The sequence below is a fragment of the Mitsuaria sp. 7 genome (assembly GCF_001653795.1).
Lineage (GTDB): Bacteria > Pseudomonadota > Gammaproteobacteria > Burkholderiales > Burkholderiaceae_C > Roseateles.
In genome coordinates, this window is the sequence record NZ_CP011514.1 from 3104945 (window position 1) to 3119083 (window position 14139).

At 68.7% G+C, this 14139-nt stretch carries 11 protein-coding genes; 4 read left to right on the top strand and 7 right to left on the bottom strand.

Annotated features, from left to right (window positions below):
- Nucleotides 1-11 precede the first annotated feature (11 nt).
- Together ABE85_RS13575 and ABE85_RS13580 are read left to right on the top strand one after the other, a co-directional pair.
- A complete protein-coding gene (locus ABE85_RS13575) occupies nt 12-1625 on the top strand; it encodes a response regulator (RefSeq protein ID WP_067275336.1) in 1614 nt (537 codons plus the stop codon).
- A gap of 108 nt (nt 1626-1733) precedes the next feature.
- Entirely contained in the window at nt 1734-3434 is a 1701-nt protein-coding gene (locus ABE85_RS13580; protein ID WP_067275339.1) for a phosphoethanolamine transferase, read from the top strand.
- Nucleotides 3435-3871: 437 nt separating this feature from the next.
- Here the strand turns inward: ABE85_RS13580 and ABE85_RS13590 are convergent, their stop codons facing one another.
- The 4 genes from ABE85_RS13590 to ABE85_RS13605 form a co-directional block, all read right to left on the bottom strand.
- Entirely contained in the window at nt 3872-4369 is a 498-nt protein-coding gene (locus tag ABE85_RS13590) for a hypothetical protein (RefSeq protein ID WP_157522368.1), read from the bottom strand.
- A 199-nt stretch (nt 4370-4568) separates the two neighbouring features.
- Nucleotides 4569-5687 (bottom strand): PA0069 family radical SAM protein, encoded by a 1119-nt coding sequence (locus tag ABE85_RS13595; protein ID WP_067275346.1) that lies wholly within the window; start codon nt 5685-5687, stop codon nt 4569-4571.
- A 128-nt stretch (nt 5688-5815) separates the two neighbouring features.
- Nucleotides 5816-7072, bottom strand: a complete 1257-nt coding sequence (locus ABE85_RS13600) for an arabinose transporter (protein WP_067275351.1) — start codon at nt 7070-7072, stop codon at nt 5816-5818.
- Nucleotides 7069-8394 carry an amidohydrolase family protein gene (locus ABE85_RS13605; protein ID WP_067275357.1) on the bottom strand — a complete coding sequence of 442 codons (1326 nt, stop codon included), beginning with the start codon at nt 8392-8394 and terminating at the stop codon, nt 7069-7071. The genes ABE85_RS13600 and ABE85_RS13605 overlap by 4 nt, the downstream gene beginning before the upstream one ends.
- A gap of 166 nt (nt 8395-8560) precedes the next feature.
- Between ABE85_RS13605 and ABE85_RS13610 the strand changes: the two genes are divergently transcribed.
- Nucleotides 8561-9475, top strand: coding sequence for a LysR family transcriptional regulator (locus ABE85_RS13610; RefSeq protein WP_067275358.1), 915 nt, complete (start codon nt 8561-8563; stop codon nt 9473-9475).
- A gap of 33 nt (nt 9476-9508) precedes the next feature.
- The gene (locus tag ABE85_RS13615; protein ID WP_067275361.1) at nt 9509-11203 is read left to right on the top strand and encodes a hypothetical protein; all 1695 of its coding nucleotides are present in this window, start codon (nt 9509-9511) and stop codon (nt 11201-11203) included.
- Between the two features lie 11 nt (nt 11204-11214).
- Here the strand turns inward: ABE85_RS13615 and ABE85_RS13620 are convergent, their stop codons facing one another.
- Genes ABE85_RS13620 through ABE85_RS13630 form a run of 3 tightly spaced genes read right to left on the bottom strand, consistent with a single transcriptional unit; the run spans nt 11215 to nt 14135 of the window.
- Nucleotides 11215-11979 (bottom strand): anti-sigma factor, encoded by a 765-nt coding sequence (locus ABE85_RS13620; protein ID WP_067275365.1) that lies wholly within the window; start codon nt 11977-11979, stop codon nt 11215-11217.
- Between the two features lie 57 nt (nt 11980-12036).
- A complete protein-coding gene (locus tag ABE85_RS13625) occupies nt 12037-12600 on the bottom strand; it encodes an RNA polymerase sigma factor (RefSeq protein ID WP_082938593.1) in 564 nt (187 codons plus the stop codon).
- Between the two features lie 14 nt (nt 12601-12614).
- Entirely contained in the window at nt 12615-14135 is a 1521-nt protein-coding gene (locus ABE85_RS13630) for a YncE family protein (RefSeq protein ID WP_067275375.1), read from the bottom strand.
- Nucleotides 14136-14139: the final 4 nt, after the last annotated feature.

A 14139-nucleotide genomic window follows, 5' to 3' on the forward strand; every position in this document is an offset into this window, starting at 1 on the left:
GGGCGGCGGCCATGACGCTCGCCGGCACGCTCGGGAAGACGCAGGCGCTGGTCATCGACAGCAACGCCAACTCACGCAGCCTGATGACGGCGCAATTGCGCGAACTCGGCGTCGGCCATGTGCGGCAGACCACGCGGGTGCGAGACGCCCGCGTGATCCTGGAAACGCAGCCCTACGACATCGTCATCTGCGACTACTACTTCGACGGCTCCGAGATGTCCGGCCAAGACCTGCTCGACGAGCTGCGGCGCGAGCAGTTGCTGCCCTACTCCACCGTCTTCGTCATGGTCACCGGCGAGGCCTCGTACGCGAAGGTCGCCGAGGCCGCCGAGGCGGCGCTGGACGCCTACCTCGTCAAGCCCTACACGACCACGGCGCTCGCCGACCGGCTGGCCAATGCGCGACATCGCAAGGTGGAGCTCAAGGGCATCTTCGACGCGATCGACGCGAAGGATTTCGGTCGCGCGGCGGACCTCTGCCTGGAGCGCTTCCAGCGCAAGGCGACCTACTGGCTGTACGCCGCGCGCATCGGCGCTGAACTGCTGCTGCGCCTGGAGCGCCACACCGAGGCCCGCGAGCTGTACGAGGCCATCATCGCCGCGCGCACCGTGCCCTGGGCGCGGCTGGGCGTGGCGCGGACCGAGGTCGCCGGCGGCAACCTGAGCGCCGCGCGCCGCACGCTGGAGACGCTGATCGGCGACATGCCCGACCAGGCCGACAGCTACGATCTGATGGGCCGCGTGCAGATGGAGCAGGGCGAGATCGATGCCGCGCTCGCGACCTACCGCACCGCCGCGACGCTGACGCCCGGTTGCCTGCTGCGGCAGCAGCATTGCGGCACCTTGGCCTTCTACGCGGGGCAGCGCGACGAGGCGCTCAAGATGCTCGAACGCAGCGTGGCGCAGGGTCTGCGGTCCAAGCTGTTCGATGCGCACAGCCTGGCCCTGATCGCGCTGATGCGCTTCGATGCGAAGGACAGCAAGGGCCTGAAGTACACGATGGACGCGCTGATGCAGGCCATGGAGCGCGCGCCGCGCGATCAGCGCCTGCAGGGCTTCGACGTGCTGATGCAGGGCCTGCGCCTGTTGATGGACCGCAAGCTGGCGGATGCGCTGCTGCTCGCGCGCAAGTTCGCGCGACGCGTCACCGACGAGGACCTGGACCTCGAGGCCGCCAGCCTGCTGGTCGCGCTGTGGGTGCGCATGGCGCGGCAGGACATCGAGCTCAGCGAGATGGACACGCTGATGAGCCAGCTCGGCCTGCGCTTCTGCAGTTCGAAGTCGGCGACCGAGGTGATGATCAGCATGGCCGAAGGCCACGAACCCAGCGCGCAGCTGCTGCGCGACGCGAATGCGCGGGTGTTCGCGATCTCCGAGACGGCAATGCGCCATGCGATGCGGGGCGATGCGCAGACCGGCGTGCAGTTGCTGGTCGAGCAAGGCACGCTGACGCTGAACGCCAAGCTGATCGACATGGCGGCGCTGGTGCTCAAGCGCTACCGGGAACGGATGACCGATCCCGGGGCGCTGGAGCCGCGGATCGAGGATCTGCAGCGTCGCTATGTGCAGGCCAGCGGCCAGGGGCTGAAGGCGGCCCGGGGAGGCGGCATGGCCTTGCGGGGATGAAGGGGCGTCCCTGGTCAAGCCGCGGCGAGGCCATGGACTGCTTCAGGGGAGCTTCAGGTACGACTACTACAAGGGCAGGTTGATTTTCTGCCGGCCTGACACAACAAGATGGCGTTTTCCGATTCCTCGACCTCGCCGGCACGCGAGGCCGGCACCGCGCGCACCGTGCGCGCCCGTTCACCGCTGGTTCTGACGTGGCTGACCGCACTGTGGATCGGTGTGCTCGGCAACTGGCCGCTCTGGCAGCGCATGTGGGGCATGCCGGATTACGCCGGCGCGTCGGGCAAGCTGTTCATCATCGTCTTCGCCGGCATCGTGATCATGGTGCTGGCCGCCGTCTTCAGCCTGCTGGCCTGGCGCGTGGCGGTGAAGCCGCTGCTGACCGCGATGCTGCTGATGACGGCACCGCTGGCCTACTTCATCGGCAGCTACGGCGTGATCATCGACAGCACGATGATCACCAACGCACTGCAGACCGATGTGCGCGAGACGCGCGACCTGATCGGCTGGGGACTGGCGGCGCATGTCGTCGTGATCGCGCTGATCCCGCTGATCTGGATCTGGCGCCAGCGCCTGACCGACAAGCGCTGGTTCAAGCGGCTGGGGTGGAACCTCGCGAGCGTGGCGCTCGCGCTGGTGCTGGGCGTCGGGCTCGCGGCCACGCGGACCGCGGACCTGGCCTCCACGCTGCGCAACAACAAGACCTTGACCAAGATGGTCAGCCCGATCAACGCGATCTGGGCGAGCGCCGCGTTGGCGGCTCAGAAGCAGAAGAAACCCAGAGGCCCGCTCGAGGTCGTCGCCGCCGATGCGAAGCTCACGCCGCGCGTTGCAGGCGCCCGGCCGCCGCTGGTGCTGCTGGTGGTCGGCGAGACCGCGCGTTCGGAGAATTTCCAGCTCAACGGTTATGGCAAGCCGACCAATCCGGCGTTGTCGACGAAGCCGGTGCTGAGCTATCGCGAAGTCGCATCCTGCGGCACGTCGACGGCGGCGTCGCTGCCGTGCATGTTCTCGCAGCTGGGCCGCGAGGTGTACGTGGATCACCCCGGCAACCAGCAGACGCTGATGGACGTGCTGCAGCGCGCCGGGCTGGCGGTGCTGTGGCTGGACAACCAGTCGGGCTGCAAGGGCATCTGCGACCGCGTGCCCAATGCGCAGGCCATCAATCCCGCCCGGCCCGATCACCCGATTCCCACCGGCCTGTGCCGCGCGGACGGGGAGTGCCTTGACGAGGTGATGCTGCACGACCTGGACGCGCGCATCGCGGCACTGGATCCGCAGCGCGTCGCACGCGGCGTCGTGCTGGTGCTGCACCAGATGGGCAGCCACGGCCCCGCCTACTACCTGCGCACGCCCGACGACCGGAAGCCCTTCCAGCCCGAGTGCCGCAGCAATGCGCTGCAGCAGTGCGAGCTGGAACAGGTCCGCAATGCCTACGACAACACGATCGTCTACACCGACCACGTGCTGGCGAAGGCGATCGATTGGCTGGGGACGCAGGAACAGCGATTCGATCCGAGCCTGCTCTACGTGTCGGACCACGGCGAGTCGCTGGGCGAGAACAACCTCTTCCTGCACGGCATGCCCTACGCGCTGGCGCCCAAGCAGCAGAAGCACGTACCGCTGATCCTGTGGCTGCCGGAGCAGACACGGCAATCGCAGAAGCTCGACAGCGCGTGCCTGACGCAGCGTCGCGACACGCCGATGTCGCACGACGGGCTGTATCACACGGTGCTGAGTCTCAGCGGCGTGGAGACCTCGGTCTATCGCAAGGATTGGGATTGGGTGGGCGCTTGCCGGCGCAACTAAGGCACTGAGCGGGGCAAAGCTGCATCACATCGCTCCAGGACCTGCCTGACTTGTCCCAACTGGTCGTGCATCTCAGCAGCTGTCACAGTATCGTCCAATGCGTAGTCGGCTTGCACTCGGCGGTGTCGTTGGGCTTCGAGCTGAGCCCCGTTCCTCCGCGACCGTTCCTTCACTATCTCGCCGCACCGCTCGGCAGGGTGTTTCAAGCGATTGATGAGCTCCTGATGCGCACCCCCTTCCGGCCCTTCATTGCGACCCAGCATCGGCAGGGTCTGCTCCCATTCTTTGCAACGATGGAATGCGGCGTAGTAGGCACGACTGATGGCACTCCGGAACGCCACCTCTGAATCCTGCTGCCCCAGCAAGCGCGCGAAGGCGAGAAAGTCTTTGCACTCAATGGCCATATGCGTCTCTGACAGTTGGATCACCCGGCAGCCTCAGGCCGATGCCTCGGCTACAAACGAGAGCAGAAAATTGGGCTGCAGCAGATCAACGTAAGCGAGTTCGCCCCAGAATTCGGAAGTCCATTCCAGGGCCGCGTCGCGGCTAACGCCGACCGGAACTTCGTAGCGGATGCTCGTGATGCCTTCATGTTCGAAGAGGGTCAACGTCACCGTTCCTTCTCGCCGCAAGCCGTGACGCTGTGCGAAGTGCGCAGCCAGATGCAGAAGATGTCGGACGTAGGTCACTGAGACATTGCGACGCTCCAGCAGCGAGAGTGCGTTGTCGACCCGGTCCCAGCTCGTGTACTGGCAGCGTGCATCGACTGTCCCTTCAGGACGAGCCACCCCGAACAACACAGCCGGATAACGCAGCAACTCGACCACCGCCGTCAGTTCTGACATCCCCTCCGCGGTCGGCACAGGCATCACCATGATCGCCACCAACCTGTCGGTCCGACTCACGGGCCTGATGTAGTTCACTTGCAGAGACATCACTGATCTTTCATTGCGAGTCCTCGACTCAATGGCAACCAGTCTCTGCGTGATGCGCTCGAAAGACATTCCCTCCGAAGGGCGTTTCGACGGGGGATATTGATATCGGTAGGTCACTCCCCCTGCGCATACTGAGGAAAGTCATTGCCGACTCGGCTCGCAAAGGATCGGCTCGCGAGGGGTCAGGTCTTGCCGTCGTTCAGAACAGGGACTGCTGCCCCACCACCTTGGACGGCGGGCGGAACTCGCTGAAGTCGAACTGGTGCCGCTCGCGGCCCAGGCCCAAGCGCTTCGAGGCCTTGCGCAGGCGCTGCTGGAGCAGCTCGGCCCAGATCCCCTCGCCGGTGAAGCGCGTGCCGAAGCGCGGATCGTTGTCTTTGCCGCCGCGCATGTCGTGCAGCCGCGCCATGATGCGCGCCGCCTTGTCCGGCTGATGCAGCCGCAGCCAGTCGTGGAAGAGCGGCGCCACCTCCCACGGCAGCCTCAGGGGAATGCTGAAGGCCTTGGTCGCGCCCGCCTCCGCGGCGGCTTCGAGGATGCGCTCCAGCTCCGGTTCATTGAGGAACGGGATCACCGGTGACACGCTCACGCCCACCGGCACGCCCGCCTCGGCCAGCGTCCTGATCGTCTGCAGCCGCCGCTGCGGCGAGGCCGCGCGCGGCTCCAGGATCCGCGACAGCGCCGGATCCAGCGAGGTCACCGACAGGTAGACCGACACCTGCCGCTTGAGCGCCATCGGCACGATCAGGTCCAGGTCGCGCTCGATGCCGCTGGACTTCGTCACCACCGAGAACGGATGCCGCGCCTCGGTCAGCACTTCCACGACCGCGCGCGTGATGCCCAGCTTGCGCTCGATCGGCTGGTAGGCGTCGGTGGCGGTCCCGAGCACCAGCGGCGCGGGCTTGTAGGCCGAGGAGGCCAGCGTCTCGCGCAGCCGCTCGGCGGCGTTGACCTTCGCGATGATCTTGGTCTCGAAGTCCAGGCCCGGCGACAGGTTCAGGTAGCTGTGCGTCGGGCGCGCGAAGCAGTAGATGCAGCCGTGCTCGCAGCCCCGGTACGGATTGATCGACAGGTCGAAGCCGATGTCGGGCGACTGGTTGCCGCTGACGATCTTCTTCGCGTGCTCCTCGATGATCTGGGTCTTCGGGGCGACGTGCTCCTCCAGCGCCTCCTGGTCCAGCGTGCCCCAGCCGTCGTCGTACTGCTCGCGCCCGCGCGATTCGAAACGGTGCGGCATCGCCCAGGCGCTGCCCCGGCCCTTCAGCGCGTCGGCCTGGATGTACAGCGGCGGGGGAGCGATCTTGGTGTCTTGCGGCATACTGTCAATTTATACAGTATCGCTGATGAATGCCAGTGCCCATCGGCATCCCAGGCATTCACCCGCTGCGCCGCCTTCTCCGGAACCCGTCTCCGGAACCCGTCTCCGGAAGTCGTCTCCGCGCACAGTCATTCCGACACGGGGCGCGGAGGCACCGCTGCGCCCGTCGGTCCCGTGACGATCAGCACGACCCCCAGCAGCGCCGCGATGGCCCCCAGCGCATAGACCGCGGCGAAGCCGAAGCGCCCTGCCACCAGCCCCGCCGTGGGGCCGGCCAGACCGTAGGCGATGTCGAGGAAGGCCGCGAAGGCGCCGATCGCGCTGCCTCGGCTGGCGGGCGGCACGCGCTTGAGCGCCTCGACCCCGAGCGCCGGATAGATCAACGCGCAGCCCAGTCCGGTCACGAAGGCGCCCGCCAGCGCGACCGCTTCGTGCGGCGCGCCCCAGACCAGCGCCTGCCCGATCGCCTCGACCCCCAGCGACCACAGCGCCACGCGCCGGCCACCGATCCTGTCGGGCAGGTGTCCGAGCAGCAGCCGCACGGCGATGAAGCCGACGCCGAAGCAGGTCATCACCACGCCCGCATGCGACCACCCACGCGCCGCGAAGTACAGCGAGGCAAAGGCGGTCAGGCCGGCGAGCCCGACGCCCTGCAACGTCAGTCCGAGACCCTGGCGCCAGATCTGCCTCACCACGCGCCGGAACGGCAGGCGCGGGCCGCCGGCCATGCGCCAGGTCGGCGTCGCCAGCGCGATCGCCCAAGCGGCGAGCGGCGCCGCGATGCACGCGACCATGACGGCGGCCAGGCCATACGCGCCTTCATGGAAGCGATACAGCCACATGCCCATAGGCGCACCGATGGAAAGCGCGCCGAACATCGCGATGCCGGTCCACGACATCGACAAGCCGGCGCGCTGCGGGCCCACCGACGCGATGGACCACGAGACGCAGCCGGTGACGAACTGGCTCTCCCCGAAGCCGGCCACCAGCCGGCCCGCGACGACGATCGCCAGCACCGCTGCCGGCGACATCGCGGACGCCCCGTGCGACGACCCCAGCGCCGCGACCAGGTACAGCAGGCCCGCCGCGGCGCAGCCGAGCGCCCCCTGCAGCGCCGAGCGACGACCGCCCTGTCCGTCGACGAGACGACCCGCGTAGCCGCGCGTCAGGACCGTGGCGAGGAACTGGAGACCGATGACCAGTCCGACGGTCAGCGTGTCGAAGCCGAGCTGTTCATGGATGAACAGCGGCAGCACCGGCAGCGGCAGGCCGACGGCGAGGTAGCCGCAGAACAGCGCCGCGATGACGCCAGGTGCCGGAAGATTCAAGGTCGCGGTCGCGGTCGCGGTGGCGGTCGAACCCGGTGTCGAGGTCGCCGCGCTCATGCCGCGCTCTTGAACAGGTCGACGCGATGCCCGCTGGCATCGAGGAGGAAGTCGCGCGAGGCGGTCGCGTCAGCCGCGAGCCTGGCCAGATCGACGTCGAGCAGCCGACCGCCGCGCTTGCGCAGTCGCCCGCCGACCACGACGGTGTCGACGTCGGCGCGCTCCACCGCCTGCACGATCGTGGCGATCGCGTTCGTCACCGGGAACACGCCCGCGCCGTGCGTGCGCACCATGATCAGGTCGGCCGCCTTGCCCGGCGTCAGCGTACCGACACGCTTCTCCAGGCCCGCGGCCCGCGCACCGTTGACGGTGGCGGCGCGCAGCACCTCCTCGACGCCGATCGGCGCGGGAACATCGGCCTCACCGCGGAAGCGGCGATACCGCATCGCCGCGCGCTGCTGGTGGAACAGCGCATGCATTTCGCCGAAGAGATCGCTGCCGAAGGCCGTGTCGAGGTCGATGCCCAGCGCCGGCGACAGACCGTGGTCGACGGCCACCTGATAGGCGAAGGTCTCGTCGTCGAAGCCGAAGAGCGCATCCGAGCGCGGGTTCACGGTGATGTTCACGCCGGCGTCGGCGAAGAGCTTCCATGTCGCCGCAGGCACGCGCGTGCAGTGGTTGAAGAGGTTGTGCGGGCCGAGCACGCCGGGCTTGGCGAACTCCGGTCCGAGCTGCGCGAGGTCGCCGATGAACTCGGTCAGGATCCGCATGTCCAGGCCGCGCGCGACTTCCCACCAGTCCAGCTTCAACTGGCCGAAGAGTCCGACCTGCACGCGGCTGTCGCTCACGTTCCATCGCGCGGCCAGGCGCGCCAGATCGCCCGGCAGATGCGCCGACGACGCGCCCTTGTCCATCGCCGGACCGACCATGTGCAAGGCGCGGATGCCGGACGCGTTCAAGGCGTCGAGCGCGGCATCGGTGTGCTCCGGGCTGCGCGAGCTGTGGCACGCGTCGACGATCGTCGTGATGCCGGCGTCCAGCGAGGCAGCCGCCGTCAGCATCGTGCTCGTGTACATGTCCTGCGGACGGAAGTGCGCACCGAGCTGGCTCGCGACCACGTCGATGTAGGCGAACAGGTCGTCGACGTCGGGCATCAGCCGGCGCATCACGCCCAGCCACGCGTGGTGGTGGGCGTCGACCAGGCCGGGCATCACGATGCTGCCGGCAGCGTCGACGACCTCCGCGTCGCCGGCGGGCAGGTCCGCGCCGACGGCGGCGATGCGGCCGTCGCGCACCAGCACATCGCCGACGGGCAGGTTGGGCAGCGCGGGATCCATCGTGATGACGGTGCCGGCCTTGAAGAGGATGTCGCGATCGGTCATGGGGAACTCCGTTGGGGAATCTTCGGGAAATCGACTCGGGATTGAGGCAACGGAGCGGATGATGCGGAGCTGTCGATCTTTGATAAAGGTAGAGTCGATCAAATGATCTTTGCTGAAATTCAAAGATGAGGAACGACGACGAAAGGCACGCGATGAGGAGCGGGACATGAGCATCGACGGACGCCTGCTGGCCGGCATGAGCGTGCTGGCCGCGGTGGTGGAGTCGGGCAGCTTCAGCAAGGCCGGCGAGGTGTTGGGAATGTCGGCCTCGGGCGTGAGCCGGGCGGTGTCGCGGCTGGAGGAGCGGCTGGGCGTGCGGCTGCTCGACCGCACGACGCGCTCGCTGCACCTCACCGGCGAGGGCGCTCGGCTGTACGAGCACGCCGTGCCGCATCTGGAAGGCATCGAGGAGGCGGCCAACGTCGTCTCGGGGGCGGCGGTCAGCGTGCGGGGCGCGCTGCGGGTGAGCCTGAACCCGCTGTTCGCGCGCTACGTGCTCGCGCCCGCCCTGCCCCGGCTGCAGGCGCTCTACCCGGACCTGATGCTGACGATGGTGCAGTTCCCGGGCAGCGGCGATCTCGTCGCGGAGGGCGTCGACGTGGCGGTGCGCTTCGGGCCGCAGCCGGCGTCGACGATGACCTCGCGCAAGCTGCTGGAGAACCGCGTGTTGACAGTCGCGGCGCCGTCCTACCTCGAACGGCGCGGGCGCCCGCGCAAGCCCGCCGAGCTGGTGAAGCACGATTGCCTTCAGTACATCGATCCGCAACGCGGCAAGCCCTTCGAATGGATCTTCGTCCGCGGCAAGGGCCGCGCGAAGGAACAGCTGACGGTGGCCACGTCAGGCTCGCTGACGATGACCGACGCCGACGCGATGGTGCAGGCCTGCGTGGCGGGCGCCGGCGTGGCGCAGGTGCTGGCGCTCAGCGTCGAACACCTCGTCGCCGACGGCACGCTGGTGGAGCTGTTCCCGGATTGGCCGGGCGAGACCTTCCCGCTCCACATCGTGCGCCCGTCGCGGCGGCTGCCGCCGGCCTCGGTGGAGGCCTTCATGGCGTTCTGCATCGAGCTCTGCGCCACGTGAGCAAGCGCTGAGGAGCTTCCATAATCGCCACCCATGGACGCCCTCAAAGACCTGCTGCGCAACGCCCTCCTCGAGATGGGCCGCGGCCGCTACGCCGAAGCGGTCGCGTTGCTGGAGCCGCATGCGCAGGTCGCGTCCAACGAGCTCCAACGCTACCTCGGCGAATCGCTGCGGCGCAGCGGCTGCGTGCAGGAAGCGATCGCCCCGCTGATGCAGGCGCTCGCGTTGAAGATCGACGATGTCGACGCCTACCTGCAGTTGGCCTTCGCGCTGCAGTCGCTGCAGATGAAAGCCGAGGCGGCCGAGTGTTTCCGCACCGTCGCCGCGCTGCGGCCCGACAGCGTCATGGCGCAGGCCTATCAGGCCCACGGCGATCAACAGTGCGCGCGCTGGTTGGACTTCGATGAGAACCTGCGGGCGCTGCACGCGGTCATCCGTGCGAAGCCCGACGACGCCGCCGACGAATTCGGCGTGCCCTTCGCGCTGGCCACGCTGCCGCATTCAGCGGCGGACCTGCTGAAGGTCGCGCGACTGAGCACGCGTTTCCTCAGCCGCGGCATCGCGACCTTGCCGCCGGTGACCGCCGTCGACAAGCCGAAGCTGCGCATCGGCTACCTGTCTTCCGACTTCCATGCGCATGCGACCGCTGCGTTGATGGTCGAAGTCCTGGAGCGCCGTGATCGCGAGCGCTTCGAGGTGCTGCTGTTCTCGCACGGACCGGACGACGGATCGCCGCTGCAGCAGCGCATCCGCGCCGCGTGCGAGCGCTTCATCGATGTCGGCGATCTCGATCCCGCCGGGATCGCCGCGCGCATGCGCGCCGAGGGCGTCGACATCGCCGTCGACCTGAAGGGCCACACGGCCGGGAGCCGTTTCACCGCGCTGGCCGCGCGACCGGCGCCGGTGCAGGTGGCGTGGCTCGGCTTCCCGGGCACCTGCGGCGCCGACTTCATCGACTACGTCATCGGCGATGCAGTCGTGACTCCGCTTGGCGATGCGCCGTTCTACTCCGAGCGGATCGCGCAGTTGCCGCGCTGCTATCAACCCGGCGATTCGACGCGGCGCATCGTGCCCCCACCGCGCGCCGGGCTCGGTCTGCCGGACGATGCCCTCGTGCTGCTCTCCGCGAACGTGGTGCTGAAGATCACGCCCGCGGTCTTCGACGCGTGGATGGCGATCCTGCATCGCCTGCCGCAGGCGCTGCTGTGGCAGCTCAGCGGCGGCGAGCAGGCCGACGCGCAGCTGCGCGCCGAAGCCGCTTCCCGAGGCATCGCGCCGGAGCGGCTCGTGTTCATGCCGCCGGTGCCGATGACCGAGCACTGGAACCGGCTCGCCGCCGCGGACGTGGCCCTCGACACCTGGCCCTGCAACGGGCACACGACGACCAGCGATGCCCTCGCGGCCGGCGTGCCGGTGGTGACGCTGCGCGGCGATGGCTTCGCGTCACGCGTGGCGGAGAGCCTCCTCACGCAAGCTCGCTTGTCCGAGCTGGTCTGCGAGACACCCGAGGCGTACGTCGACCTGGTCTACGCGCTCGCCGATCGGGCGGGTCAAGCGGGTCAAGCAGGTCGCGCCGAACGAGCGCCACCCACGATCCCCGCATGGATCGATTCACCGGCCTTCGCGCGGGATCTGGAGGCGCTCTACGAGCGGATGTGGGCGCGCGCAGCGGCGGGCCTGCCGCCGGAGGCGCTGCCGGCGCGCACGCCGGACAACACGAGCGACTGATCAGACTCTTGTCAGATCGAGGCGCTCTCGCGCGCCTGCCGTCGCACCTCGTCGGCGACGGGATGAAGCGTCGTCGGACTCTCGGTGCCGACCACGCTGTAGCCCAGCCCGCGCATGGCCCAGCTGTAGCCGCCGACCGCGCCCGTGGTCTGCGCCATCATCGGCGCCTCCTTCTCGACCGCCATCGGCCGCAGCATCACGGCCATCCGGGTGCCGTCCGTGCGGTCGTAGAAGAACATGCCGGCAGGACCGTGGACCGTGGCGACCAGCCGGCCGCCCGCGAATCGGTAGCCGGCCGCGCTGAGATCCGGGATCTCCACCGGACGCTGCAGCTTGTCCGAGACCAGGCGCAGGAGCCGTTCGCGATCGAGGTCTTCCGGCGCGTCCGCCGCATAGGCGAGGTAGCTGCTGCGGGCCTCGCCCGCGAGCGCCGCGATGCCGCTCGACGGCTCCCATCGATCGCGCACCTGCCAGCCGCCGACGCTGCCGACGCCGAGCGCGATGAGCACAGCCGCCGCCAGCCGCCACTGCCAGGTCGGCGGCTCCCGCCGCTGCGCGAGCAGCGTCTTGAGCTGCAGACGTTCGGGCACAGGCTCATCGACGATCGGCGAGAACGCGGATCTCAGCAACTGTCGCTGGGCGATCAGCCGCGTCACGGCCGTCGCCGCATCCGGATCCCGGTCGAGGTGGTCCTGCACCTCCTTGCGACGGGCGGCATCCAGGGCTCCGTCGACGAAGGCATGGAGATCCTCTTCGACGACAGGTGCCGGTTTCATGTGGCCCTTGGGCCCGGTTGGCCCGGTTGGCCCGGTGGGTCGGGTAGGTCTGTCCATTTACTTCATCCTCCGCAGATGCGATCCAGCGCCCGCCGTGCTCGTCGTGCCCGCCGTGCTCGCCGTGCCCGTCATCGCGGTCGCTTCGCCGTCGAGCGCGCGCTGCAACCGCTCGCGTCCTCGTGCCAGGCGCGACATCACCGTTCCGATCGGAATGTCGAGCGCCCGCGCCGCCTCCGCATAGGACAGGTCCTCGACGGACACCAGCAGCACCACGCTGCGTTGATCCGGTGGCAGCGCGTCCAGCGCCACCATCAACTCGCCGACCTGCACCCGATGTTCCTGCGAGGCCGGCACCATCAGGGCGGACTCGGCGACGTCCGCGATGTCCACGTGCTCGCCGCGCCGGGACTGCTGCCGCAAGCGGTTGACGATCAGGTTGTGCGCGATCGCGAACACCCACTGGCGGGTGTTCTCCTTCTGCCGACGTGACGCCCATTGGGCGATGGCGCGCTCCAGGCAATCCTGGACCAGGTCGTCCGCGAGGTGGCGATCGCGCAGCATCGCGCTGGCATAGCGGCGCAGGGCCGGGATCAAGGGCTCCAGCTCCGCGATCAATGCCATGCCAGCGCTCCGGCTCATCGCGTCGATGTCGGCGCCGGGGCCTGCGCGGCAGCCTGCGGCGGGGCCTGCACCTGCACAGGCGCGCCGGGCTTGCCGTCGACCACGGGCGCGACGACCAGGTAACGCCGGGTCGCCGGCGCCTCGGCCTGCACGATCTGGCGGATCGGTCCGATGGCATTGACGATCGCCGAGCCGGCGGGATTCGTCATGAAGTTGGCCAGCGGCTGCAGGGCACCGGAACCGTCCGCCTGCTCCGCCAGCGCCACGACATAGGGCTGCTTCGGCTTCAACCCGGTCACGGACGCCTGGAACACCTGCAGCAGGCCCTGGTCGAAGAGCGCGACGCTGGTGGGCGTCCCCGCCGTCGTTCCCACCGCTGCGGCGCTCGAACTCGCGCCCACCTCCCGCAAGGTCAACGAGGCCACCTGCCCCGCCACGCCGAGCGGCTGCAGGCCCTGCAGTCCGTCGCCCTCCGGCACGGCATCGGGCACGTAGGCGATGGCCTGCGGTGCCTGCCCGACGGGCACGTGGCCGACGACGGTGTTCGAGGCCGTGTCGATCACCGCCAGCGCATCGGCGTTCTCCAGGCCCACGTAGATCCGGCTGCCGTCGCCCGACGGCCAGACGCCGTGCGGCAGCTTGCCCACCGGGATGGTGGTCACGGCGGAGAAGTCGTCGGTGCGGAACACCTTCACCTGGTTCAGGCCGCCCACGGTCACGTAGGCGAAGGTGCCCTTGGCGGTCTTGGCGAAGTTCACGTGGTTCGTGATCGGGCCGGTGTCGAAGGACGTGATGATGCCGAACGGCGGGCGCGCGTCAAAGACCGTCGTACGGCCGATGTCCTTGAGCGTGAACCAGACCTGGCGGCCGTCGGGCGACGCGGCGATGTTGGGGCAGAACGGGCTGTCCTGCTTCACCGTCGCAATGATCTTGTGGCTGGCGACCTCGACGATCGCCGTCTCCGGATTGAAGGACGAGCAGACGTAGCCGTACTTGCCGTCCGGCGAGAAGATCTGCATGCCCGGGCCCGCCGCGGTGACAATGCGGGTCTTCTCCTGATACGTCGCGGCATCGATCACCGACACGTAGTTCTCGCCGCGGACGGTGACCCAGACCTCCTGGCCGTCGGGCGTGAAGAAGGCTTCATGCGGCGAGCGGCCGACGTAGGTCGTGTGCTTGACCGCGTTGGTCCGCGTGTCGATGAAGCTCACCGAGTTCGAACCGATGGACACGACCGCCAGCGTGCGGTGGTCCGGCGAGAAGCCCAGTCCGTGCACCAGCACCTGTCCGCGATAGAGCGGGCTGAAGTTGCCCGGCGACGGGTCGCCCAGGCGGATGACGCCGAGCAGGCGGTGATCCACCGGATCGGTGACGGAGAGCGTGTTGGAGAACTGCTCGGCGGCGTAGATGCGGTCGCGGTGGCTGACGGGGATGTCGGCGTCCGAGGCCCGGCCCGGCGCCTGACCGGCCATGGCGGCGGCGGCGGCGCAAGTGGCCAGGAGCAGCAGTGACGAACGCAAGAGAGGCTTCAGCATGAGA